The 22927-nt window shown below is 45.0% G+C and carries 17 protein-coding genes, 1 pseudogene and 1 riboswitch; of the genes and pseudogenes, 5 read left to right on the forward strand and 13 right to left on the reverse strand.

Annotated elements, in window-relative coordinates; all coding sequences use genetic code 11:
- Positions 1-94: 94 nt before the first annotated feature.
- Positions 95-277: riboswitch (cobalamin riboswitch) on the reverse strand.
- A 298-nt stretch (positions 278-575) separates the two neighbouring features.
- From EDC14_RS17685 to EDC14_RS17695, 3 genes are read right to left on the reverse strand one after another with little or no spacing between them, the layout of a single operon-like run.
- A complete protein-coding gene (locus EDC14_RS17685; protein WP_165908107.1) occupies positions 576-1964 on the reverse strand; it encodes a nucleoside recognition domain-containing protein in 1389 nt (462 codons plus the stop codon).
- Positions 1957-2757, reverse strand: coding sequence for a FeoB small GTPase domain-containing protein (locus EDC14_RS17690; protein WP_132015640.1), 801 nt, complete (start codon positions 2755-2757; stop codon positions 1957-1959). Before EDC14_RS17690 ends, EDC14_RS17685 begins: the two co-directional genes overlap by 8 nt.
- 34 nt (positions 2758-2791) lie before the next feature.
- A complete protein-coding gene (locus EDC14_RS17695; protein WP_132015641.1) occupies positions 2792-3034 on the reverse strand; it encodes a FeoA family protein in 243 nt (80 codons plus the stop codon).
- 481 nt (positions 3035-3515) lie between these two features.
- Here EDC14_RS17695 and EDC14_RS17700 point away from each other — a divergent pair, with 481 nt between their 5' ends.
- On the forward strand, positions 3516-3959 hold the full coding sequence (locus tag EDC14_RS17700; RefSeq protein WP_132015642.1) for a hypothetical protein: 444 nt from the start codon (positions 3516-3518) through the stop codon (positions 3957-3959).
- Positions 3960-3991: 32 nt separating this feature from the next.
- The gene (locus EDC14_RS17705) at positions 3992-4585 is read left to right on the forward strand and encodes a YibE/F family protein (RefSeq protein WP_243662997.1); all 594 of its coding nucleotides are present in this window, start codon (positions 3992-3994) and stop codon (positions 4583-4585) included.
- A 248-nt stretch (positions 4586-4833) separates the two neighbouring features.
- Here the strand turns inward: EDC14_RS17705 and EDC14_RS17710 are convergent, their stop codons facing one another.
- From EDC14_RS17710 to EDC14_RS17735, 6 genes are all read right to left on the reverse strand, one after another.
- Positions 4834-6435 (reverse strand): sulfatase-like hydrolase/transferase, encoded by a 1602-nt coding sequence (locus tag EDC14_RS17710; protein WP_165908109.1) that lies wholly within the window; start codon positions 6433-6435, stop codon positions 4834-4836.
- 81 nt (positions 6436-6516) lie between these two features.
- Positions 6517-8016, reverse strand: a complete 1500-nt coding sequence (locus tag EDC14_RS17715) for a sulfatase (protein WP_132015645.1) — start codon at positions 8014-8016, stop codon at positions 6517-6519.
- 46 nt (positions 8017-8062) lie between these two features.
- Positions 8063-8944 (reverse strand): aldose 1-epimerase family protein, encoded by an 882-nt coding sequence (locus tag EDC14_RS17720; RefSeq protein WP_132015646.1) that lies wholly within the window; start codon positions 8942-8944, stop codon positions 8063-8065.
- A 67-nt stretch (positions 8945-9011) separates the two neighbouring features.
- Positions 9012-10295 carry an extracellular solute-binding protein gene (locus EDC14_RS17725; protein ID WP_132015647.1) on the reverse strand — a complete coding sequence of 428 codons (1284 nt, stop codon included), beginning with the start codon at positions 10293-10295 and terminating at the stop codon, positions 9012-9014.
- A 114-nt stretch (positions 10296-10409) separates the two neighbouring features.
- The gene (locus EDC14_RS17730) at positions 10410-11285 is read right to left on the reverse strand and encodes a carbohydrate ABC transporter permease (RefSeq protein ID WP_243662998.1); all 876 of its coding nucleotides are present in this window, start codon (positions 11283-11285) and stop codon (positions 10410-10412) included.
- A gap of 14 nt (positions 11286-11299) precedes the next feature.
- Positions 11300-12166, reverse strand: a complete 867-nt coding sequence (locus EDC14_RS17735) for a carbohydrate ABC transporter permease (protein ID WP_243662999.1) — start codon at positions 12164-12166, stop codon at positions 11300-11302.
- Between the two features lie 501 nt (positions 12167-12667).
- Here EDC14_RS17735 and EDC14_RS17740 point away from each other — a divergent pair.
- The 3 genes from EDC14_RS17740 to EDC14_RS17750 all read left to right on the forward strand — a co-directional run bounded on the left by EDC14_RS17740 (position 12668) and on the right by EDC14_RS17750 (position 17523).
- Positions 12668-14401 (forward strand): cache domain-containing sensor histidine kinase, encoded by a 1734-nt coding sequence (locus EDC14_RS17740; protein WP_165908110.1) that lies wholly within the window; start codon positions 12668-12670, stop codon positions 14399-14401.
- Positions 14402-14514: 113 nt separating this feature from the next.
- Positions 14515-16083 carry a response regulator transcription factor gene (locus tag EDC14_RS17745; RefSeq protein WP_132015650.1) on the forward strand — a complete coding sequence of 523 codons (1569 nt, stop codon included), beginning with the start codon at positions 14515-14517 and terminating at the stop codon, positions 16081-16083.
- Positions 16084-17154: 1071 nt separating this feature from the next.
- A complete protein-coding gene (locus tag EDC14_RS17750; protein WP_132015651.1) occupies positions 17155-17523 on the forward strand; it encodes a VOC family protein in 369 nt (122 codons plus the stop codon).
- Between the two features lie 260 nt (positions 17524-17783).
- Here the strand turns inward: EDC14_RS17750 and EDC14_RS17755 are convergent, their stop codons facing one another.
- The 4 genes and pseudogenes from EDC14_RS17755 to EDC14_RS17770 all read right to left on the reverse strand — a co-directional run bounded on the left by EDC14_RS17755 (position 17784) and on the right by EDC14_RS17770 (position 22901).
- Positions 17784-18170: a hypothetical protein gene (locus EDC14_RS17755; protein ID WP_132015652.1), complete on the reverse strand. Its 387-nt coding sequence runs from the start codon at positions 18168-18170 to the stop codon at positions 17784-17786.
- Between the two features lie 395 nt (positions 18171-18565).
- Positions 18566-18807 (reverse strand): annotated as a pseudogene (locus tag EDC14_RS17760) (KilA-N domain-containing protein); the annotation flags it as partial.
- A gap of 165 nt (positions 18808-18972) precedes the next feature.
- Positions 18973-19704, reverse strand: a complete 732-nt coding sequence (locus EDC14_RS17765) for a M48 family metallopeptidase (protein WP_341540171.1) — start codon at positions 19702-19704, stop codon at positions 18973-18975.
- Positions 19701-22901, reverse strand: a complete 3201-nt coding sequence (locus EDC14_RS17770; RefSeq protein WP_132015653.1) for a type I restriction endonuclease subunit R — start codon at positions 22899-22901, stop codon at positions 19701-19703. The genes EDC14_RS17765 and EDC14_RS17770 overlap by 4 nt, the downstream gene beginning before the upstream one ends.
- Between the last annotated feature and the right edge of the window lie 26 nt (positions 22902-22927).

Here is a 22927-nt window from a genome sequence, read left to right on the forward strand (position 1 = left end):
AGGCGCACCAATCCAATAAAAATCCCGGCTAAAATAGCCGGGATGGAGTAATACGCGATTGCATAGAATCCCCTTCCCGTCGCTCGTAGGTATAACGGAGATTGTTCAATAGGCAGTTATCCTGGCTCTGGATCTTCGCTTACCCAAACCTTCCCAGAATTCTCATTCCAGTGGCATTCTCTTGGGCTTGCTCCCCATTACAGTGGCGGGACCGCGTCGGCGTTGCACCGTTCTTCCCTATTAAGCCCCGAAGGGCACCTATCTCATTCCATATTCAATTAGCGGTTATCTTATCAATCGATTCTAAAAGACACACCTGCGCTAAAGCGCGGGAACCAACAAATTTTCAGCAATTTCACTTTTTTATGGACTCGCCCATTACTTAACATAAATTCTATCATGAATTCGCCTAATGTCAATCCAATTCGCAACGAATGGGCCCTGGAAAATAATAAACCAACCCAAGCTTTCATTGGGATTCTCCGCTTTTATTCCGCAAAGGTGGCGGCTTCCTGTTTTTCATATCCGCCGCCACCCGACGCGTACCATTTTTATTCTGCTAACGATGTTTCAACCTAAACCAACCCCAACGCCCGCGCAATCTGCGCGATGAGGAAACAGACCAGAACCGCCACTCCGGTGGGAATTAACGCGGCCAGTAATGTCCATTTCACGCTTTGAGTCTCCTTGCGAATGGTCAGCAACGTTGTGGCGCAGGGAAAATGCAGCAGCGAAAAAAGGATCATATTCAAGGCGGTCAACCAGGTCCACCCGTTATTGATCAGGAGCCGGCGCAGGGCATCAATACTGTCCAGCTCGAGCATGGCTCCCTGAGACATGTAACACATCATTAGAATGGGCACAACAATTTCATTGGCGGGTAAGCCCAATAAGAAAGCCAGGATAATAAAACCATCCAATCCAAGCAGCTGCCCAAAGCCTTGGAGCCAGCCTGCCAAGTACCCGATAATGCTGAGATCCCCGATATGAATATTGGCCAGTATCCAAGTTATCGCGCCGGCCGGCGCCGCTACGACAACGGCCCTCATTAAGACAAACAGCGTCCGGTCTAGCACGGAACGGATTAGCAACGACCCTACTTTCGGTATCCGATAGGGCGGGAGCTCCAAGGTAAATGTGGAAGGAATCCCTTTCAACAAGGTTTTTGACAAAAGCCACGATACCGATAAGGTAATCAGAACTCCCAGGACAACGACCACGGCTACCAACCCCGACGCGGCGAAACTGTTGTAACCGCTCACGAATGCCCCCATAAACACCGCCGCCATGGCGATCAGTGTCGGAAACCGTCCGTTGCACGGCACGAAATTGTTGGTCAGGATCGCGATCATCCGCTCCCTGGGAGACTCGATAATCCGGCAGGCAATGATCCCCGCCGCGTTGCACCCAAATCCCATGCACATGGTGAGTACCTGTTTTCCGTGGGCGCCCGCTTTTTTAAAGAATTTATCCAGATTGAAAGCGACCCGGGGGAGATAGCCCAGATCCTCAAGGAATGTAAAAAGCGGGAAGAAGATGGCCATCGGCGGCAACATCACCGATACCACCCAGGCTAAGCCACGATACATACCCAAAACTAAAACGCCATGCAGCCATGCTGGCGCACCCGCCCACCGGAAAAGCTCGGTTAATTTATCTTGAAATCCAAAGAGGACATTGGCGATCATTTCAGAAGGAACATTTGCTCCGCTAATTGTCAACCAGAAAACCAGACCCAGTAAAGCAATCATTAATGGAAACCCAAAGATTTTCGATGTAACGACGTTATCGATCTTCTGGTCCAGATCGCGCTTGAGGTTCTGGCCCCTTACGACTTTCCCGGCAATCTCCTGGGCTTGCTGGTAAATGTCCTTTACAACCTGATCCCTTACGGCGCCCAATTGATTCCGGAGGATTTGGGCCTTGCTCATGATCTGATTGAAATCAATCTCTCCATTATTCATAACAGTGAGCCTCCCCGCGCCGGATGGCGAGTGGTTCTTGACGCTGATCCTTTTTCAGATGATGGAGCATCTCCGTAATCATCGTCGCATCGCCATCCAAGAGACGCATTGCCGCCCAACGGCTATTGAACTTCCCCTGCAGCAAAGTTTCGACGTCGTTTTGGAGTTGGTTTATGGCATTCTCAATGCTTTCATTATAAATCAATGGGTGCGGGCAAATTGGTTTCTTTTCGATGGCCACTTTGTGGATGGCGTCTTTCAATTCTGTCAGTCCAACTTTATCCCTGGCTACCGCCGGGATAACCGGAATGCCCAGGATCTTTTCCAGCCCGGAACAGTCGATTGCAATGTTTTTCCGTTTTGCCTCATCGATGAGATTGACACAGAGAATCGTTTTCGTGGTGACCTCCATGACCTGTAAAACCAAGTTTAGGTTGCGTTCGATACAGGTGGCGTCCGCAACCACCACGGTGGCGTCGGGATTCCCAAAACAAATAAAGTCACGGGCCACTTGTTCGTCGGCCGAGTTGGCGAGGAGCGAGTAAGTTCCCGGCAGATCCACCAAGGTGATATTCTTGTTGCGATGCTGATAATTGCCCCTGGCTAAAATTACGGTTTTTCCGGGCCAATTGCCCGTATGCTGGTTGAGTCCAGTTAAGCCGTTAAAAACCGTGCTTTTTCCCGTATTCGGATTGCCTGCTAAGGCAATGATGGCATCGGCCTTGACCGATGACTGATTGAGTTCCTCCAGAAAAGCATGGATGCCGCTGGACTGGGCTGTAAGCCCCATCATATTTCCCTCCTTATTTTGGTAGTGACGGAATTTTTTAATTTATGGAACGAACCTTAATTTGACGGCTCTCCTCCGAGCGCAAGGCGATGACCGCTCCGCGAATCATATAGGCTACTGGATCCCCGGCCGGACTTTTCCGGATTGCTTCCACGATTGTCGATGGCACCAGGCCCAGATCCAAAAGGCGATTCCGAGTCGCTCCCTCTGAGCCGACATGTATCACTTGCGCTATCTTTCCCATTGGCAGACAGGTTAATTCAAATTCGGCCACACTCATTCCAGACACTCCTTTACCAGATTTATCGCGAAGTTGCCGGACTCAAAACTTATCCGGACACCCGAAAAGTTTTGCTTTAGGCTAACTCAATGCCAGTATATGAAGGGGTATAAAGGCATGTTACTAAAGGCACAAAAATGAAGTCAAAAAATTTCGCTTTCTCTTAAAATGACTAAAGCGTTGCGATAAACCCCGTCCGAAGGCCAGAGCGGATACAAAAGCTCAGAGAAGCAAGGGATCAAGTCGATTTTTAATTCTTTGAAAGAGTGATTTCCGAATTTGAGGACTTTATCACATGGCTTCTAAAATCTTTTTTTATTAAAAAAACTGCCTTCTGGCAGCTCTCTTCCTTCAAAGGTCAAAGTAAACCAAGTATAGAATCTTCACGCGCTTCATAGTTATGTCTTGGGTTATGAATTGTACAAGTTCTCTACAGGCTATGGAAAGCTTTTAATGGCTGGACTTCGTAAGGAGTGGTCGGATGAAAAAAATAAGTAGAATTTCGATGATCTTATTTTTGCTGTTTCTGGTAGCTTCTTCGGTTTTCGGAAATAGCCATGAACAGAGTATATATCAAGCTAGAGTCATACAGGTGGACAATACCCCAAAAAGCCCTGCAGAAATTCAACAGGTATTGATCCTAAAATTCATGGATGGTCCCTATACCGGTAAAACGACTAAAATCATTCATGAATTCAACGGCCATCCGACCGATCTTCAGTATTCAGCCGGTCATTTAGTCTTTATTCAGGAGTTTAATGACGTTTCACACCGACGCTTTGTCATTACCGGTCCGGTACGTGATGATGGGCTTTATATTTTAATCGCTATTTTTTTGGCATCCGTCGTCATTATCGCCGGATTCCAGGGGATTCGCTCGATTATCAGCTTGAGTTTGATTTTCATGGTCATTTTTATGTTTTAGTCCCCTTGGTGATTCGGGGAGCCAATCCCATCATGGTTACATTAATATTAGCGGCCCTTTCCACTATTTTTACTATCTTTTTTGTAAGCGGAATCAATCAGAAGACAGTAGCTGCCGTCATCGGCACAATCAGCGGTGTTGTCACTGCCGGCTTTTTAGCGTGGCATTTTGGGAATATGATTTTATTGACGGGTTATAGCGACGAATCCGTCCAAATGTTGCAATACACATCTACTGCTGCCAATTTTAAGGGCTTACTCTTCTCCGGAATTGTGATCGGCGCTTTGGGCGCCATTATGGATATTTCAGTTTCGATTGCTTCATCCATCACCGAGATAAAACAGTCTAACCCTCAAATCAGCTTCAACTCCCTTATTGCCAGTGGTTTTAGAGTGGGGAAAGACGCGATTAGTACGATGACCAATACATTAATCCTGGCTTATGTGGGCAGTTCGTTCCCGCTTTTGATGTTGTATCAAATACACCACACCCCTTATGACAAAATCATCAATAACGATGCCGTGGCGTCGGAAATCGTCCGGATGTTTGCCGGGAGTATCGGATTATTGGCTGCCGTTCCCATCACAGTCTTTATTTCCGCCTTTTTAAGTTATAATGATTCTTGAATCACATGATTTGCGAAAAAGCGGTGAAGTGTTCGTTAGAGTCTACTGAGCGACTGAAAGAGCTCTTTCAGCCACCCAAAGCGATCCGTCATTCACAAAACGTTCTCTTTCAGCTCCTCAACCCGATCCCTTATCCGCAAAACGACGCCCAAAGAAAAGAGAGCTCTTCCCTTTGAGCTCTCTACAATCACGCCAGCGGCAGGCTGAGCAGCACTAAATGAAGACCGTATTCAAACCAATCCCTCAACTCAGATTACTTTGGGCATCACCCGGGCGCGCTCCGGATTTTTGCTCCACCTTTCGGAATCGTCCCCTCCGGCTTCTCTTTCCCATCGTTTGACTAACGCAATATTGGTCAGGTAGTTTTGGTGGTTTTGCACCACGGTTTCCGGGTCCCAATCTTTTCGGGCTATCTCTTTCATTTCTTGGACGATATCCGGGTGTTGAGCCGCGATATTGTACTTTTCCTCCGGATCGCCGCTCAGGTCGAACAACAAGTCATATTCTTCATAACCAATATAGGTGATATATTTATATTTCCCCTTCCGGACCATTCTGGAGACGACGGTCTGTAGCCCGATCTCATCGGGATTACCCCCTGTCCTCAGAATGTGTCTGGACAAAATCTTCTCAAATCCGGGGATTGTGGAATTTTCGACACTGTGCGGCATCAAGGAGGTTAATTCCTTGATCTTCGCGGCGTACTTCTCCAGCATCGCCTCAGAAAATCCCGGGATTACGGTATTGATTGCCTCACACAGTACAGCCCGGTCCTTATCGTTTTCATTGCCCGTTAATTCAGGAACAAGGCTTCTGCCATCCTGAACCGGCGGAGGATTGGTGCCCGCGAGCTCACATAAGGTAGGTCCAAGATCCATGATGCTGACCGGAGTATTGATTTTGAGGCCCTTCTTGATACCTTTTCCCGCTACGATAAACGGGATTCTGGCCGCGGTCTCGAAATGGGTTTCCTTGCCGAATATTTTCCGTTCTCCGGCTTGATCGCCATGGTCGGAAAGATAAGTAAATACGCCCTCCCGGTTATTCCTTTCAAGATACTGGTTAAAGGCATCCCGTACCAATCCCAGATTGGCATCACAATTCTCGATCAAGCCAAAATAGGCGGCCCTTGCCCGAATCATAACCTCTTCCGGTACATCCAGTACCCTTTCCATGAGCACCGGATTCAGATATTCCGGAACGTTCCTGAAGGAGTCCGGAACCTTCATTCTTTCCTTATGGTAGAGGTAATTCTCGACCGGTGCAATATATGGGAAATGCGGGGCATAGACGCCGACAACAATACATTGCGGCTTCTCATGATCCTGGCCCAGATATGCCAATGCCGCGCGGACCACGTCTTTATCATACTCCATAACCGGCGAGTCCCCTCCGCCGGCCACGTTCAGACACCATGGATCAGCAAAGCCCGATTGAGTGACACCTCTTTCCGCCTTCAGCTTTTGCATGGGCCGGTTCCAAGTGACAGGCGACATGTCCCCTACCAGTCTCTTCGTAAAACCGTGGCGCTGGTTGGTCCCGACGAACATCATCCGGCCGATGAGCACCGTCTCATATCCGGCGGCGACCAGTGAATGCAAAAAAGTCGCCGAAGTTTCCGGAATCGCGCCGTCATTGGAGAATACTCCCGTCTTTGTGGGCAACTTGCCCATCAACATGGAGATCCTGGCCGGCACGCATAAGGGGCAGGAGGTATAAGCCGCCGCAAAAGAGGTGCCATTCTCACATAGTTTCTCCATATTGGGAGTTCTGGCCGGCCCTCCTTCATATGAGGAGAACCCGGGGGTGTGTTCATCGCTCATAAAGACTAACAAATCCGGTTTTGACATTCGTCCATGCATTCCTTTCAATTTGAATTGGGAGGAAGTCCGATCTGATCATGATGGCTTTTATCATTTCAAATGATATCCTCAGACCAGGCCCAGCCTTTCCAGCTGCTCTTCCGGAGCGTCATGTTTCCGCAGCGTTCCAATTAAAGCTTGGACCATTTGCGCTTCGATCGCTCCATCGACGCTCGGGTGTTCCTGCGCATAATCTTTTGCGATGTCAAACAATAAATTCCGCTCAAGCAAATCGCTCCGCCGGTTGAATGCCTGAGTTTGATCCTGAAGCCGCACCACGTTGCCGGGAATTTTAAAAACGGGATAAGAGGTCCAGGTTAAAAACCGGCCGGTTTCGATCTTGGATATATCACTCAGGCAGCTGTTATTTAAATATTGGTTTAGCGTGGTCGGCATCGCGGTGTATAGATATAACGGATCATTGGACTTTCTGACCGCGGCGCGGAAATAGCTATACCGTCCGTCGGTAATATTGACATCCCTGCCGAAATAGCCGTAAAGAGCGTACTCCCGAATCCGTGCCGAAGGTGCGTTGACCAATGACAGCCACGAACCGCCATGAAGTTTATTGGGGCATTCCCGCGCTTCAATTCCGAAATACTCCAACAGCGTCGGCAAAAGATCAATATTCTGGGTTAACGCTCCGACCCGGCTGCCGCTGTATTGATCCCCGGGAAGATGCAGCATCAAAGGGATATGAAATACCTCGTTATAAGCCGGCATATAATTTTTGGCCATCAATCCGTGCTCACCCAACATATAGCCGTGATCCGCCGTTAAGGCCACCAGCGTGTCATCCCACAGCTTCTGCCGGTCCATCACATCCAGCACTTTGCCGAACCAGTGATCGGCCATGGTCAATAACGCCGCATACCGTTTCCGGATATGCTCCAACGCCTCGGACGGCACATTAACCGGTTTGTATTCGGGCCATTGATATAACGGACCGGCATAGCGATCGTCGTATTGCGCCAAATATTCCGGCGGGAAATCAAACGGTTCATGGGGATCGAACACTTCGACCCAGAGGAGATAATTATCGGCATCCCGGTTGTTCTCCAACCACTCCGCAGCCGCCCGCAAGGTCATGGGTCCGGGATAATCCTGCTCGTGACGGAATTTCATCCGATTCAGTCCGTATTGAGGAGTAAATTTCCCGAGGTGCAGCGGAAGTTCGTCTTTATTGACCCGGGATACCCAAGGGTCATTTTCCTGACCGCGGATACAGTCCCAGGTATCGAATTGCTGACAATAATTCTCGCCGCCGATCCGCAAATAGTGGTAATGATCCGTAGCCATATGGGTGAAAATGCCATGTTGCCGCAGGGCTTGCGGCAGCGTATAATCAAACGGTTCAATCGGTCCCCAATTCCGTTCGAGAAAATTCAGCCTGCCGGTGAAAAGGTCGCGGCGGGCCGGTACACACGGGGCGGAACCCACCCAATGATTGTCAAAAATCACGGACCGTGCGGCGAATCGCCTAAAATTGGGCGCATGGACCCAATCATTCCCGTAGGAAGGTAAGTACCGCCGGTTAAGCGTGTCAAATAAAAATACGATGGCCTTCATTCTCCATTAACCTTTCATCTTATCCATACAACCGGTCCATTCTTATTTACAGGCAGGTAATGTCATAACTGCAGATAAAGCATTCTCCCGGAGCAAGTCCTTGGATACCCGGTTTATGCTCCAATTCATCCGCGGAATCGGCAATGACGCTGGTGATGCCGTACCAAGGCTCTATACAGACAAACGGCGCCTGATTGGCAGGCGACCATATTCCCAAATACGGGAACCCCGGGAATCGCAGTCTGACCTGTTTACCGCTTTTTTGATCTTCCAAGGTAACTTGCTCTGATGTAAGGTTCTTCATGATATATACCTTGGCATTGCTGTCAAAATCGACTGTAGCCAGGTCAATGATATTTTGATCGCTTAAAAACGGTTCTTCCCGGCCCGTTAAATAACCCAGTTCATTCACCAGGCGATTGACTGTCTCGTTTCTCTCAAAAATCAACCGGCCCGCTTTTTTACCTTCCGAATTTAAACTGCAATGAAACCCGGGATGTCCGCCAATCGAAAACCACATTTGCCGGGAACCGGTATTTTCCACGCGATATTCCGTGGTTATCGTTGAATTTTGCAGCCGGTAACGAACGTCTAGCCGGAACTCAAACGGATATTGAGATAAAGTCGCCTGGCTATGGGTCAAGGAAAAACTGATTTCGTCGGCATCGTTTTGCCAGCATTCAAAGTCCGATTTTGCCGCAAAGCCGTGCCGTTGCATGCGGTATTCTTTTCCGTCATACCGATATTTTCCCTGATTTAAATTGCCGATGATCGGAAAGAGAACCGGCGCTCGGCTCCCCCAAAACGCCGGTTCTCCCTGCCACAAATATGGATACCCATCGGATTTTCCGATTACCTCAAGAAGCTCTGCCCCCTTTTTAGAAACTACCATCTTTAAAAAATCATTTTCCAATGTGTATATTTCCAACAGGACACACTCCCTTTGATAATCAATCCGTTGGGTAATCCATGCCAAAACGGGGTCTTCATAACAGTTATTTCCCAAAAATCCCCTCAAGTTCTTTCTTTATGGAAAGATCGATTTCTTTCAAAGCCTGCATCGGCGTTTTTCTACCGGTGTATACTTGTTCATAAGCGCTCCGGATAAATTTGGTAAAAATACTAGACCAAGATGTAACCGGCATCCCTTTTCCATATTGGGTATATTCCACGATTGCCTTATTTAATTTGGGATTTAACTGAATGTAATCATCTTCTAATGATTTGCGGACAACGGGGATATTTATTTCTTTGGCGCGCTTCATCATCTGTTCCTTGCTCATCATAAACTTGATAAATTCCCAGGACTGGTTCTTATATTTTGATTTCGCGCCCATGGTAAAGAGGCGATAACCACAGAAAGCGGATTTGGCATTTTTCTTGAGAACCGGCGCATAGGCCAATTTGTCACTCATCGAGGAATCTTTCGCCAAAAGCTTGCTGATTTGGCCGATGTTAATAAAACACATCGCCGCATTTCCTTTCATGAAAGGGAAATCGTCCAGTTTTGCACCATCATAGGGAATCGACTGATCCTTCATGCTTGTCATAAACTCTAAGGCATCGGCACTCTTTTTATTTACGAAAGCGGTCTTTTCTTTTCGCTCGTCAATTACCAAGGAGCCTGCCTGACGCATAAAAGCCAGTAAAGAGGTTTCGGCATCAATCGCCGGCACATCATATCCTGAACGAATGACAGCCCCGGAACTGTCTTTTTTGACCAACTTATAAGCATACTGACGGAGTTCTTCCCAAGTCGTCGGCGGTTTCGCCGGATCCAAGCCTGCTTCTTTAAAGTAGTCAGTCCGGTAAGTCAAAATTTGTGGAGCAGGATAATAACCAATTCCATATTGTTTTCCTTTATAGGCGCCGACATTCAACGCGCTTTCCATCAAATCTCCCTTTTCACTCCATTGCCTGAGATACGGACGCAAATCGGCAAAATCGCCCTTCGACCCCCTGGTTCCGATGAATACTAAATACGAGGAGAAAACATCCGGGTAATCGTTATTCAACAGTGCCGCGTTTAATTTCAATTCAACATCCGTATTATTGGTGGGCAATCTCGTGATTTCCACCTTGATTTGGGGATACATTTTTTCAAACTCTTTGACTGCATCCATAAAATAGGCATCATTGACCGTTCCCTCGGTTGGAAACCAAAACTTAATGGTAGCCGCATCTAATTTCTTCGCTCCTTGAGCGATTCCTGATTCGCTGAAAAATAGCCCAAGCGTCGAAACCAATACCAATATCAAAGCCAGTACTTTTTTCATCATTCCTCTACCTCCCAATTTTCAAGTAAAATACCGCTACTTTTGCATATTTTGTTTTGACACCACCTTCTCCTCCCTTAAACTTGATCCAGTCTCAAGATTCCGTGAATTGTGTCCCTATTTCATTCCGGTGGAAGCGATCCCCTCGACAAAATACTTTTGCGCTCCTAAAAAGACGGCGATTAGCGGCAAGGTAATGACCGCGGTTGCTGCCATCAATAAATTCCAGTGCACTTCATTTTCCGTACGAAACACGGTCAAAGCCAGCTGTACTGTTTTCATGGCATCCGTTTGCGTGATTATCAGCGGCCAGATATACTCCGACCATACCTGAGTAGTTTTTAAAGCTGCCAGAGTAGCAAAAACAGGGAGACTGAGCGGCATATAAATATAATAAAAGGCTTTTATCCTTCCCAATCCGTCGATCTTGGCGGCGTCATCCAAAGAAGAGGGAAAATTCATGAAAAATTGCCGGAATAGAAAAACACCAAACGCCCCGCCGATATAGGGTAGAATCATGCCCCAGTAAGAGTTGATAAAGCCATGTCCGCCATTACCGAACCAGTCATTTCCACCGACGAGGGGGATTTTACGCAAGATAGTAAATAGGGGGACCATACTGACTTGCTGGGGTACCATCATTCCGACCAGCGCTACCATAAACAAAAAATCCCTGCCTTTAAACTTCAATCGGGCAAAGGCGTACCCGGCGGTGGAATTAATCACTAAACTGATTAAAACCGATAACCCGGTGACCACAAACGAATTCCAAAAATACAACGACCAATTTCCAGTCTGCATCGCAATTCTGTAATTATCAAACATCCAAACCTTAGGAATGATTCGGAACGCGGGTTCCATCAGTTCGGCACCGCTCTTTAAAGAAGTGGATAGCATTAGCATAAACGGAAATAACATGATCAACGAAAGCAAGAACATGGCGCCAATCAACAATACCTTTTTTACTTGCGGTTTTATCATCTCTTTACTCAACCGATTTGCCTCCCTTATGCCGCTTCAAGATCATTGCCCTGATTGCCGTATTTGAAATTGAGCACAGTAATCGCAAAAACAATGATCAGGAGCAAGACCGCTTCCGCCGCCGCGTAACCTAGGGCCATTTCGTTGAAGGCACGGTTATAAATTTGATGGACAATGGTAGTCGTAGCATTCATCGGCCCCCCATTGGTCATGATCTGCACTTGCTCAAAAACCCGAAAGTTATTGATGAAACCCGTCACAAAAAGGAAAAAAGTAACTGGCCTTAACATTGGAAACGTGATATTCCAAAAACGCCGCCAAGCGGAAGCGCCGTCAATCTTAGCCGCTTCATAGAGATATCGCGGAATTGACTGGAGTCCGGCGATATAAACCACCATATAATAACCCACTGCTTTCCAAATGCTCACGACAATAATTGCGCCCAGCGCCGTAGTCGGTTCAAAAAGCCACTTTTGGCCCGGAAAACCGAATATCTTGACCATTCTGGTAAAAATCCCGTTCGACGGCTCAAACATCCACAACCAGATCATGGAAGCGGCGACCATTGAAGTGACATAGGGCGTGTAAAAACTGGTTCGAAAAAACTTTAAGCCGAATAGCTTTTCTTTTAAAAAAAGTGCGATTCCCAAACCCAAGCCCATCGTCAGCGGCAAGGTGAAAATTGTAAAGTAGAAAGAATTTAATAAAGATACCTTTAAGGTTTCATCATGCAACATAAAAAGATAATTCTTCCACCCCACGAAGTTCATTTGCATTAAATTGTAATCCGTAAAACTTAAATAGATATTGGCAAAAATGGGCGCCAATACAAAACAAAACGTAAACAGCCAAAACGGTGCAATTAAAACATAACCGACCGGGTCTTCTTCCAATGACTTCCATCTTTTCGTCTTATTTTTTATCGATATTTCCATCGTATTACCTCTTTACTCTAGAAAAGTTGTATAAACTTATTTTTTATAACCCGAATATGAAAACCGATCCTTTTAATGGTTATTTTTCCTCCTCTTTAAACATTTTCATGTTCTTATGGTGTAATTATCATTTCAAAAACGTTACAGCATCATCATATATCATTCACAAAAATTTCACAGTAAAGTCGTTCGCTAAAAATGTTGTCCAATTCAGTATTTACTTTGGAATAAACTATTTCTATCCATCCGTTCAGGAATAATGTTGTTCGATTCAGAATTTATCACTTGCCACTGAAGTGCCAGATAAAATAGGGTTTTTCCTTTTTATTCTTGCTTGACGAATCGCAGCCCCTTCATCATAATGAAAAATGAATGCAATGTTAAAATTGAGCTAAAGGAATCTTTCATATTTGTATGATGACTAAACTTCTTAGCTATCTTCAGCGATTCCTCCGTAGTATGTTCGGGAAGATATGGGTTTCGCAAATTACGCTCATCATCTTGCCGGTAGCCATCATCGGTTCACTCTCCTTTTACGCCTCGCAGCAGATTATCAATCATCAGTTAATCCGCCTCAATACGGCCGCTCTCACTCAAGTTGAAGGAAACCTCAGCACCTTGATTAACCGGGTATATCAGCTAGTAACTCTTTATCTGGTCGATTCGGACATTGAAAAAGCTTTAAAATCGAAATCAATGACTCCGCTGGAACGGCTTCAAAACGTCCGGACCGTCGAGGACAAAATCATGAATTATTCCCTGGCATTTGACCACTCTTATACTCATACCATGATTTTGGGAAAAAACGGCCTGCGTTACCTGACAAAGAACGATTCCAGCGCGGCGACTCTTGATGACTTTATCAACAAAGACTGGTACCCCAAACTTTTTAAAGCGCCCAACCATTTGCTGTGGTTAAATATGAATCCGGGTTTCGAAAGTATTCCCGGGCAAACACCGGTGCTTACATTCGTAAAAGCGATGGAAAACCAAGGTGTCTACGGAATCTACTTTTTTAGTTTGGAAGAATCTTTTCTGTATGACTTATATAAAAATGTGCCGGGTAACGAGAGTCAATTCTATATCGTCAATGGGAAAGGCAAAATTTTATCGCATAATCATCGGACCATGGTCGGACGCACCCTCCGCGGCATCGAGCTGGAAATGCTCTTGAACCACCGCCCTGCCGATGAAACGGAAACTGAAATCTATCGCCGTAACCACTTGATTACCCTGATTAAAAAGGTACACAATATGGACTGGTATATCGTTTATTCAGTTCCCGAGGCGACCCATTATCAAATTATAGGCGGTCTCAAAAGCAAAATTGCCTTCATTGCCTGCCTTTGTTTCCTGCTCTCCGCGATCATCGCCTATTTCATGGCGCGTTCTTTCTCTAACCCGCTGGTAGTCTTAACCCGGAGGGTACGCACCTATCTAACCCCGCTTTCCCAGGCTGAAAAAATTGCGGCCAACGCCTTTGAAATCGATTTGCTCAGTTCCGAATATGATATGTTGATTCAACGTTTGGATGATACGATTCACCAATTATTGCGCGAACAGGAAGAGAAACGAAAGGCGGAATTCCATTCGCTGCAAATGCAGATTAACCCTCATTTCCTATATAACACGCTCAATTCCATTAAATGTCTGGTTTGGACGAAACAGATCGAGCTGATTGAACCCACTTTAACCGCGCTGATCAAATTACTCCGCCAGACCGTCAGCTTGCAAGATGAGATCATTACTTTGGAAGAAGAGATCGAAAACATCCGCAATTATATCTATCTCCATCAGATCCGTACCGGCAAAAATATTGTTCTTAACATTCACCTGGCCGCCGGCTTGGAAAAATGCAGGCTGCCCAAATTGTTATTGCAGCCCATGATTGAAAACGCCATTTTTCACGGCATTGAGCCGAAAAATATTAACGGAACCATCGTTTTAGCCTGCACCGCCGCTCATCACAGGGTTACCATCGAAATTCAGGATAATGGCGTCGGAATGGATGAAGCCATGATCGACAAGATCCTGACGGATAACTACGCCAGCCATAATAACTTCTCCGGTATCGGAGTTCATAATGTTGATCGAAGAATCAAACTTTTATACGGCGACAGTTTCGGTCTCACCCTCAAAAGCGCGCCCGGAATCGGCACCCTGGTCATCATAACCTTGCCGGAAATCTATTGAATTGAAGGATGAGTCATGACGCCGATGGTCCAAACCCCTTTCAGGCCTTCGTATTTTCTTGCGGAGCTAACTTGATACTCAGATTATGCAATTCTCTCGAATAGGAGTAAGCCATGTACAAAATTCTGGTGGTTGATGATGAAAAATTACTCCGCCAAGGATTAATTCACTTGACGAACTGGACGGAACACGGTTATATCGTAACCGGCGAAGCCGCAAACGGCATTGAAGCGCTGCAATTTATTGGGACCAACCGTCCTGATATTGTAATTACCGATATTGTCATGCCCGTGATGGGCGGGATCGAGCTGATCAAAAAACTCCGTGAAGATGGCGATAATCTGCCGGTGATTATCGTCAGCAGTTACAGTGAGTTTCAATATGTCAGGGAAGCCTTACAACTCGGGGCAGTCGATTATCTCTTAAAACAGGAAATTAGCCCCGCCAGTTTGCTGCGGGTGATCGAAAAAGCCAGATCCAAAGCGGCGGAAAATGGTAGTGACTCCAGCAAAACCCCTTCCCGTAAGGAAGAGCATCTCGAACAATTATTTTTAAGCCTTTTAACCACTGAATCAATGGATAAAAAGATCTTTTTTGCGAATATCTCAGCATATGGTTTTGTGTTGCGTGACGAAAATCTACAACTCATTCTGCTTTGTCCCGAACAAGCGGCGCCATGGAAGGATATCAAGCTGAATTATCCCGCGGCAACACTGAAAAAAGCCGTTCTGGGATGTTTTCACCCGGAATTAACGCCATTCATCTTTTTTAGCAGTGAAAAAGTGATCACTTTGTTGCTGAATACCTCGCCTGCCGATGTCCCTCGGATTGAAGCCGCGTGCATTCAGGCTATCAATCAGCTGAATTCTTTGGGAAACGGCGCTTATGTCGCGGCGCTAAGCGAGACCTATTCCGGTATCGAACAAACCCGGAATATTTACTTTAAAACACTCCCGGTCGCTCAGTTCCGTTTCTACGACCATGCGCAACTTTTGTTCAAATTTACTGAATATGAAGGAAAGATCGATGTTCCCATCGTGGACTATAAACAGCTGGCCGCCTGGTTGGAAAAATCCGATTTCGAGGGATTGTACAGTTCGATTGCGGGGTATATCAATTTCAGCTTGGAAAATGAGCGGTACTTTGAGCCTTACGAATTAAAAAAAATGTTGGTGGAAGTGTTTAATTATTTGCTTTTTTACCTCAGTGAGAGCGGTTTTGAGATGACCGATATCAAGGAAAACCGGTTCCAATATATTAAAATGATCGAAGACGCTCGATCAATGCCTGAGCTGTTGAAGGATTTTAAGAATATAACGGATCTGGTTGGCATCAAGCATACAACAGGCGTTAAGAGATATAGCGAACTGATCACCGGAGTCATCGATTATATAAAGAATAATTTCGGTAAAGACATCTCGTTAACGACCGCATCATCCTATCTCCATGTCAATAAGAATTATCTTTGCGATCTTTTCAAGCAACAGACCGGGGAAAACTTTAGTGATTATCTGATCCACATCCGTTTGGAAAAAGCGAAGGAAATTTTGAAAACCAGCCATCTCAGCATCGCGGTCGTGGGAGAACAAGTAGGCTATCCAAATCCCAGCTATTTCGCGCAACTCTTCAAAAAGCACCTGGGAATCACGCCGCTTGAATACCGGAACCTTTATCGAAAGTGATTTGCCACTTTACATTGTCTAAAAATACAAAGAAAGCCCGGTGACCAAGGATCTCCGGGCTTTTTGGACCGTTGCCTCCCAGAACTTAAGATGATATCCGTACCATCCTTCATAAATTTCCATCGCTTCGATAAAGAGTATGGTTGAATATCAAGGGCGTTTTTTCTGTCGACAAGGAAATCATCTATACTCTTCATCATCCAAAAGATTTGTATTATTATAATTCTAGAAAAACTGCTAAGGGTAAATTCTAAAACTGACTATCAAGAAGTCTCAGCAAAGGGTTTCCTATCGAACATTTGTTTGATATAATAAATCTGGAGTATCAAGTTTACTCCGCAAACATCCTATTGTTTCTGTACCCCCAAGTAAGGAGAACCCTATCTGTCACTTTGAATAAAGGAATTGAAGGATAAGTCATGACGCCTATGGACCTAACCCTCGCCCCAATGTCGTCAAGCGATCGTGGAAAAATTTAGCTGACGAAATTGAACGCCAACCGGGCGATAAATCACCCGGCTACAAGACGAAAGGACCTTGAAAGGCCCTAAAAACGGGATAAAATATTTTGCTGAAAATTAGCCACGGAAGGGGCTGCGCGTACTGCCATCCCTGGCCGCTTGCCTTTAGCCGTCCTGGCTCGGACTTCCATCTTGTAGCCGGGGCATTCATGCCCCGGTTGGCCCGCATATCGTCTACATCGTAGGCACCGTTGAAATCAAATTCCAAGATATGTAATCATCGCTTGACGACATTGACCCTCGCCCTTCCCCGGAGCAGCCTATGAAAGCAGATTATACAAGGGGAAAGGTAACCTTGGGCTTCGAACTCTAAGAGCTAAAACCTTCAACGCCTTATGACTTTTTTCAAGCAGCAACCGATGCTTTCGCACTGAAAGGCATTTAGAGATTAGCGGCTATGGGTTACCCTTCCCGTCGAATCGGCTTCCCTGAACAACTTCTCTAGGGAAGGGCGAGGGTTAGGTCCAAATCCCTATCATGCCTTCGTATTTTCTTGCGGAGCTAACTTGATAGTCAGAATTCTAAATTCAAAAAAATAAGGAGGATAAACATGAAATTTTTGTGGACGTCCATCTATGTAAAGAATATGGATGAAGCGATCGCTTTTTATTCCAACCTGACCGGACTTCAAGTGTTGAAGCGTTTTCCCGCGAGACCTGGAATGGAAATAACTTTTATGGGCAACGGCACTACCGATGAAACACTGGTTGAACTCCTAACGGATAGCAACAATAGCGCGGTCCATTACAGTGAATTCATATCGATCGGTTTTGCTGTCGATTCGGTTGACGCAATGCTGGATAAGGTAAAAAGTGAAAACATTCCTGTACACAGTGGACCGTTTGAAACTCCCGGCTCCAAATTTTTCTGTATCAAAGATCCGAATGGCCTGACTGTTCAGTTTTTTCAGCAAAAATAATGGTTATTTTTTAACCGCATGTCGGCTCAACCTCACGGGAAAACAAAGCAGCTGTTAAAAAAGTTTTAAGCCTGATGTCCGAAGATCATCAGGCTTTTTTGGCCGTTGCCCACCGGCTTCACCCCGCTTTGGGCAGGCGTTTACTTTCTGTGGCATTTCATTGCCTAAAATGAACACAAAGGATAAAAAATAAACGCCTCTGTTTCTCTTTTTGGGCAATCCGTCAAAGGCATCCGTCGCGGGTCACAAATGGTCAGTGATTATAACCTTTGGTCGGTGATGCCGAATTCGCGCCAGGTGGATTTGGGGAAGATCCGTTTCACCTGGGCGCGGGCGTCCGAGTAAGTCAGTTGAATCTGGCCGAGTTTGGCCTGGATCTCCTCGGTCTTCTCCATCATCCGGGCTTTGCAGGCCAACTGGGCATTGTGGGCGTCGACCAGCGCCTGATAATCGGCGCTGAATTGCGTCATGAACGCCGCATCAAGGCCCCGTTTCTCCAAGGGCTCGGCATGAGCTTGCATCCCGGCGATCATTTCGGCAACCCGGGCCAGTTTGGCGTCGAGCGAGCGGGACGGGCCGGATTTTTGGGCTGGATCCTCGGTTGAATCGATGGTTGGATGAGTCAATTCGTTTACCTCTTGTGACATGATCATTGCCTCCTGTAAATAGAATGGGTAGAATGAACCCTTCCGGAAGGTTGCATCATGGCTATATTATACCGCGAACGTTATTTTTAGTCAATGAGTTTTGTTGATTTTGTGGAATAATTTTTTATTATTGTAACTGATTATTATTTTAGCTCAGCAAATGAATTAGCGCATGATACTCAACGGGACCATGTCTAAAATGATAACTACGGAAATTGAAGCTGAAATTTTCGGACTGAACTCACCCCCTCGGTCCCCCTCTCTTTTTTGACGATTTACCAGGCATGTCTTATCAGAAAGAGAGGGGGCGGGTAGGGTCAACCAAAATTAACCAAAAGTCGCTAGGGGGTGAGTTTGATTTATCCCTCTGTCTACTGAGTTAACTTGATACTCAGAAAACTATTTAAACCGGCCAATTTTTAAACCCGTCGAATTCGACGGGTTTAAAATCCGGATTGTTCAATTGCTCCCAGATTCCTAAAAACTCAATCGTATTCCTGTTTCTGAGCCAATTTCTGATTCAATCATCTATCCGATCGGAACTTTTATATCTGGCAATATCGGTAATGCAGATATAATCCTCGTCGTTTTGAGAGTAAACAGCGATTTCGTTATTTAAAACATTGATTTTGGCCATTATTCTCCCTCCACATTCAAAAACGATAATTTTCATCGTGCCAAATCATGATTGAAAGACAACTCTATTAGCACAACAGGTTAATTATAAATTTCTCGAGAGTGTCTTTGCTCCAATTTTTTCAAAAACCCGGTAGTTTTTTTAGAAACTTTTTTTAATCTTATTTTAAACCATAGTAAGTTCCAGTTTATGCTTAACCTTTTCCCAACCAGGGAACATCGAGTCGAGTAGCTTATAAAATTCGGGGCTATGATCATGATATTTCAAGTGACACAATTCATGGATTAAAACATAATCAATACATTCCTTCGGCGCCTTGACTAGATCGGTATTGAGCGTCATTGTACCTTTTTTAGATAAGCTCCCCCATCTTTTCTTCATCCTTTTTATCGATATTGATGGTTTGACAAGGGAAAGGTTATTAAACTTAGGCCAACAACGTTCCATGCTCTCATTGAATTGCGAAACAGCTTTATCAAAATACCATCTATTTAATAGCTTTTGGACTATTTCCGGAGTCGGTTCATCACGACAGGTAATCTGAAAGAAACCACGGGATAACTTAACACTATCCTCATGGCCCACTAAAACCTTTAGTCGATATTGTTTCCCACAGTAGAGGTGCGTTTCACCATTCACATAACATCGGCTTGGTGTTCTCGGGGTATATTGTTTAAAGTAGGTCAGTTGTCGAATAATCCATCTTGCTCTCTGTTTTATCTTTTTTTCAACCATTAAAATATCCGAGTCCATTGGTACCTTAACGAAAACCGTGCTATCCGGATGAACCGCAATTTCCATAGTCTTTCTTTCGCAATAAGCGAGGTTATATTCAAAGGTCCTCCGTCCATAAACAAACGGACGCTTATCCTGCTTCTGTATTGTTAACTCCATCATCTGTAACTCCTATGCTTCGCCACCTGTAAGACCTTTTCTATGATTTCATCCATTTGATTCAATGACAATTCAATACCTCTTTCTGTTTTTAACTCATCATAAAGGTAGTCATCAATCTCATTTATCGTTTGCTTCTGAGCGTCTCCATCATCCCAAAAATTAACTTTATCATTCTTTTCCAAAATATCCTGTATCGCAATCGCTGCGTCTGCACTAATCGATTTAAGATCCGATTCACTAAGGTTATTTTGTTCTAGGAATGGTTTCAGCACTCCGTAATAAGCCATGGCATCTTCGTTGTCTGAGATTTCTTCAGGGACGTCATCATGTACCTTGTGAACAACTTTATGCCTAACATCAACAATTTTATTTAGGTAGTCTAAGTCCGAAATTCTTTTTGCTCTGAAGTCTTCAATAGCCTGTTGGATCAGTTTTGAAAATTTTTCATAAAAAGCCGGATCTTCATCCATTTTTTCCGTTATGACTTTTTTCATGGCATGAGCAATCATATCCGCTTTGGAGGCCGTGGTTTTCTTGATTTTATAGACCCCTTGTTCCTCTTTCACTTGGCTAAACATTTTGTCATCAAAGATATTAACCGGCTCATTAAGTTGGATGACCTCATTGGCCTGAATATGGGTATCAAGCAGCTTTTTAATCTTTGGTTCATAATCTCTGTAATCAATCGCTTCAGCATAACGCATCTTAACAGATACCTTAAGCGACTGAAACTTCCTTAAATCCGACTTATATCTCGACAAAGTATTTTCATCCGTTTCTGATAAAAATTTGTCTGAAGAAAGGGCGATGGCTAAGTTTTTACTGAATTCGGAAAGACGACTATAAAACTCTTCCCTCAGCTCTTCATCTGCGAGTAATATTTCATACGCCTCTTCATCATACGAACTCTTTACAGTTTTAAAAAGATCCCATAGGTCCGAATAGCGTTCCGGCAATTTTTCGATTTCACTGTTGATAGAGGTTATTGTACCGGTAAGATCGGCTTCGTCGAACCCCTCAAACGCGCTATACATGGTCAGCGCTTTGTCCAACTCTCCAAGAACACTTGCATAATCCACAATGAATCCAAATTCTTTGCCTTCATAGAGTCGGTTTACCCGCGCAATTGCCTGTAATAAAGTATGCTCTTTAAGCACCCTACACAAATAAAGAACCGTGTTTCTTGGAGCATCAAATCCAGTCAACAGCTTATCCACGACAATTAAGATCTCCGGTTCGCTGCCATGTTTGAACTGATTGATGATTTGCTTTGTATATTCTTCCTCACTGCCATAACGCTTCATCATTTTATTCCAAAACTTAACTACTTCATCAGAGACTTCCTCATCGCTCTCGTCGTAACCCTCCCGCATGTCAGGAGGCGAGATAACAACCTCCGAGGTAACGATGCCAATTTCATTGAGATATTCGTTATATTTAAGCGCGGAAGGTTTACCCGGCGCGACCAGTTGCGCCTTAAAACCGGTTCCTTGCCAATTGGATCGGAAATGTTCACTGATATCAAATGCCCGCATGTAAATAACCTGATCCGCTTTATTCAGCATTTCAGCCCGAGCGTACTTACGCTTAAGATCCGCTTGCTGTTCTTTGGATAGCCCTTGGGTGTGGCGTTCAAACCACAAATCGACCGCAGTCTGATTCTGAGTCATTTCCACATGCCGTCCTTCATACAAAAGCGGAACAACCGCGCCGTCTTCTACCGCCTGGGTGATTGAGTAGTGTGGTTCAATTAGCTTGCCGAATTTTATAAAATTGTTCTTTTCTTTTTTTAACAACGGAGTTCCTGTAAATCCCAGATAACAAGCACGGGGAAACATCTGTCGCATCCGGGCGGAAAACGATCCGAACTGAGTACGATGACTTTCATCGACTAGAATAAAAATATCGGGAGAATTATCTTCATACTTTGTTACCGCATAAGCCTTGTCAAACTTATGAATAAGTGTCGTGATGATACCCGATTGTTTTTCGGCCACTAACTCCAACAGGTTTCTTCCCGATGTTGCCCGATTGGCTTCAAGTCCGCACACGACAAAAGTATTACCAAGCTGCTTATCCAAATCATCGCGATCGGTAACCAGCACAATGCGGGGATTGACAATTTCCGGATCTAAGACCAAATTACGAACCAGCATAACCATAGTTAGAGATTTTCCGGAGCCTTGCGTATGCCAGACAACACCACCCTTACGCGAGCCGGTATTGTCAAATTGCTTCACCCGGTTTAACGTTGCTTTAATGACAAAATATTGCTGATAACGGGCTATTTTGCGAATTCCGCCATCAAACACAGTAAATTTCCATGACAACTCCAGCAATCGCTCTGGACGGCATAATACATAAAAAGCTTTATCCTGCTCGGTAACAAATCGGTTTTCCTCCAATAAAGCCGGATCCATTTGAAGTGTGTCGACAATCTTGGCAATAACCTGTTGATCCAATGGTTTGTTTACAAGTTCTTGCAGCTTATTAAATTCCTGTTCTCCTCTGTTCAAATGCGCTTCTTTCCAGACCCCCCAAAACTTTGCCGGAGTCCCCGTTGTGGCATACATGGCGCTATTCTTGTTTACCGCTAGAACCATCTGAGTATAAATGAAAAGTTTCGGAATAAAGTCATCATTCTGATTCCTGATAGACTGAGAGACTGCTTGTTCTATCTCGACTTGCGGCGCCTTACATTCAATCACGCAAAAGGGGATGCCGTTTACAAACAAAACAATATCCGGTCGCGCCGTCTCCGTACTCCGTGCGCGTTCAACACGATATTCAACGGTGACATGATAGCGGTTTCGATCCGGATTACGCCAATCGATGTAGTTCAGATTGAAACTTTTCGAATCACCTTCAATGGTCTGCTCCATGGCGGTACCAAGGGTGATCAGGTCATAAATCGCCTCGTTGGTTTTTAGCAAACCGTCATATTTTACATTTTTCAGCTTCTGAATCGCGGTCTGAATATTCTCCTCGCTGAAAAGATATTCGTTTCCTTTATACCGGATACGGTTAATTTCCTTTAATTGACTCCGCAAGATGTTTTCCAGCAGCACATTGGATGTCCTGTTCTGTCGTTCGCGAAGCGTTTCGGCAGGTGTTAAATATTCAAAGCCCATGCTGATGAGCAGCTGCAAAGCAGGGATTTGAGAAAGATGTTTTTCGTTTGTCTCAAAGTGACTCATAACTTGACCTCCAATGCATGACAATA

The sequence above is a fragment of the Hydrogenispora ethanolica genome, assembly GCF_004340685.1.
GTDB lineage: Bacteria > Bacillota > UBA4882 > UBA8346 > UBA8346 > Hydrogenispora > Hydrogenispora ethanolica.

Bases quoted from the DNA above. Each gene is read 5' to 3' on its own strand.
- EDC14_RS17690 (WP_132015640.1), bottom strand. From the start codon at position 2,757: ATGATGGGGCTTACAGCCCAGTCCAGCGGCATCCATGCTTTTCTGGAG.
- EDC14_RS17755 (WP_132015652.1), bottom strand. From the start codon at position 18,170: ATGTCACAAGAGGTAAACGAATTGACTCATCCAACCATCGATTCAACC.
- EDC14_RS17710 (WP_165908109.1), bottom strand. From the start codon at position 6,435: ATGTCAAAACCGGATTTGTTAGTCTTTATGAGCGATGAACACACCCCC.
- EDC14_RS17725 (WP_132015647.1), bottom strand. From the start codon at position 10,295: ATGATGAAAAAAGTACTGGCTTTGATATTGGTATTGGTTTCGACGCTT.
- EDC14_RS17705 (WP_243662997.1), top strand. From the start codon at position 3,992: ATGGTTACATTAATATTAGCGGCCCTTTCCACTATTTTTACTATCTTT.
- EDC14_RS17695 (WP_132015641.1), bottom strand. From the start codon at position 3,034: ATGAGTGTGGCCGAATTTGAATTAACCTGTCTGCCAATGGGAAAGATA.
- EDC14_RS17770 (WP_132015653.1), bottom strand. From the start codon at position 22,901: ATGAGTCACTTTGAGACAAACGAAAAACATCTTTCTCAAATCCCTGCT.
- EDC14_RS17765 (WP_341540171.1), bottom strand. From the start codon at position 19,704: ATGATGGAGTTAACAATACAGAAGCAGGATAAGCGTCCGTTTGTTTAT.
- EDC14_RS17685 (WP_165908107.1), bottom strand. From the start codon at position 1,964: ATGAATAATGGAGAGATTGATTTCAATCAGATCATGAGCAAGGCCCAA.
- EDC14_RS17750 (WP_132015651.1), top strand. From the start codon at position 17,155: ATGAAATTTTTGTGGACGTCCATCTATGTAAAGAATATGGATGAAGCG.
- EDC14_RS17745 (WP_132015650.1), top strand. From the start codon at position 14,515: ATGTACAAAATTCTGGTGGTTGATGATGAAAAATTACTCCGCCAAGGA.
- EDC14_RS17700 (WP_132015642.1), top strand. From the start codon at position 3,516: ATGAAAAAAATAAGTAGAATTTCGATGATCTTATTTTTGCTGTTTCTG.
- EDC14_RS17740 (WP_165908110.1), top strand. From the start codon at position 12,668: ATGTTCGGGAAGATATGGGTTTCGCAAATTACGCTCATCATCTTGCCG.
- EDC14_RS17715 (WP_132015645.1), bottom strand. From the start codon at position 8,016: ATGAAGGCCATCGTATTTTTATTTGACACGCTTAACCGGCGGTACTTA.